At 72.5% G+C, this 1,738-nt stretch carries 1 protein-coding gene; it reads right to left on the reverse strand.

The window, feature by feature from the left end; genetic code table 11:
• Positions 1 to 166 precede the first annotated feature (166 nt).
• Positions 167 to 1,738: cellulose biosynthesis protein BcsE (gene bcsE, locus G3N94_RS41150; protein WP_205799887.1), on the reverse strand; the 1,572-nt coding region annotated here is incomplete at its 5' end.

Raw genomic sequence — 1,738 nt, forward strand, 5'->3', positions numbered from 1 at the left:
CGCCGCCCGCGCAGCGCGATCGGCACGATCTCGCACGGCACCGCGTCGTGGCGGTCGATCCGCCGCGGCGCATGGAAGCTGCGGCCGAAACCGAAGTGCCGGGCGACGACCCAGACCGGCACCGCGATCGCGATGCCGACGAAAAATCCGATGACGATGTCGGCAATCATGAGGCCTCCGGCTTGCGCAGCGGCATTGCACTGCGGGTGGCGCCGCGCGCGCGCGGCGCGGCGGGCATGTCGGGCATCGCAGGCTCGCCGGTCGCGTTCGACGGCGCTGACTGCAGCAGTTCGATCGGAGCGGCCGACGGTGCCGACGGTGCCGACTGAGCCGACGGTGCCCCGGCACCACTCGCGGACGCCTCGGGCACGGCGCCAACCGGCAGCGTCGCCGCCTGCGCAGCGGCCCGTACGGCCAGCGCATCGGCCGGCGGACGCATGGCCGCGAACAGGTCGCTGTAGTCGGCGATCGGCGCGCGCCGGTTCTCCGTCTTCAGCGCGTTCAGCTCGGCGTTGATGCTGCCGTGCGCGAGCAGCACGATCCGGTCGGACACCGTCTCGACCGGCACGTTGAAGATCCGCTTGAGCGCCTCGTCCGCATCGGCAGGTTCGCACGCGAACAGGAATACATAGAGGTGCTTCGCGTCCGCCGTCACCACGTCGCCCGCGCGGCGCGGCTGGCAGTGGCGCAGCGCATCGACGTGCGCGACGCCCGGCAGCAGCGTCATCTTCGCGAGCGTGTGCGGCAGCGCGAGCACCGCGCCGCGATCGAGCACCGCGCGGATCCGCAGGCAGAACGAACCGACCGGCAGGTAGCCGAGCACCGTGTCGCCGAGCGCGGCGGCGAGCGCCGCGCGGTAGTCGGTCGCGACCGGCCGCGCATGGAGCTGGCCGTGCAGCGAACGCACGGCAGCCTGCAGCCGAGAGAACGGCAGGTCGCGCCCGACGACGCTGTTCGCGCCGAGGCTCAGCACCAGCATCTCGAATTGATGGCGCAGCACCTCGCCGCGCTCGACGATCGTGATCTTCAGCGCGCCGCCGCACTGTCGCCGCAGCGTGTGCACGTCCGCGCACAGCGCCTCGAGCTGTGCGCGCGTGCGGAACGCGAGCACGGCGGTCGCGGCCTGCGCCCTCGCGCACGCGGCGACGACCGCCGCGTTGTCGTCGACGATCTCCCAGTCGTTCGGCACCCACTGCTCGCGCTCGACCACCGCGCGACTGACGACGACCCGATCCTCGTCGCTCGCGAGCTTCATCTGTTGCGGCGCCGCGACCGCGTCGGCATCGAAGATCGCCGACAGGCGGCCGTTCGGCGCGAAGCGCAGCGGCCGCACCTCGCCCGCGGCCAGCGTGTCGCCTGAACGCCAGAAATCGACGACCCACAGCAGCTCGCCATGCGTGCGCTGCAGCTGCGCGACGCCCGCGCACACACTGTGAAAGCCGCTGCGCCGCGTGCGGCGCGCTTCGCGCACGAGCGGCGGATCGTCGGTCAGCGCGTCGTCGGCGCCCGCGTACGCGTCGTCGGGATGCATCAGCAACACGACCGCGATCCGGTGCATCCGGCACCAGTCGGCGAACGCGCGCCCTTCTTCCGCGAGCGCGACCGGATCGTCCCAGCTGAACCAGCGCTCGGCGCCTTCGACGAAATACAGCGAGCGCGCGCGAAAGCCGAAGCGCTTCATCGCGCGAAACCCGCCCATCAGCCGCGCGAACGGGCCCGCCGCCGCGCGATGGGCCGC

It is taken from the genome of Burkholderia sp. Ac-20353 (assembly GCF_017104785.1).
GTDB lineage: Bacteria > Pseudomonadota > Gammaproteobacteria > Burkholderiales > Burkholderiaceae > Burkholderia.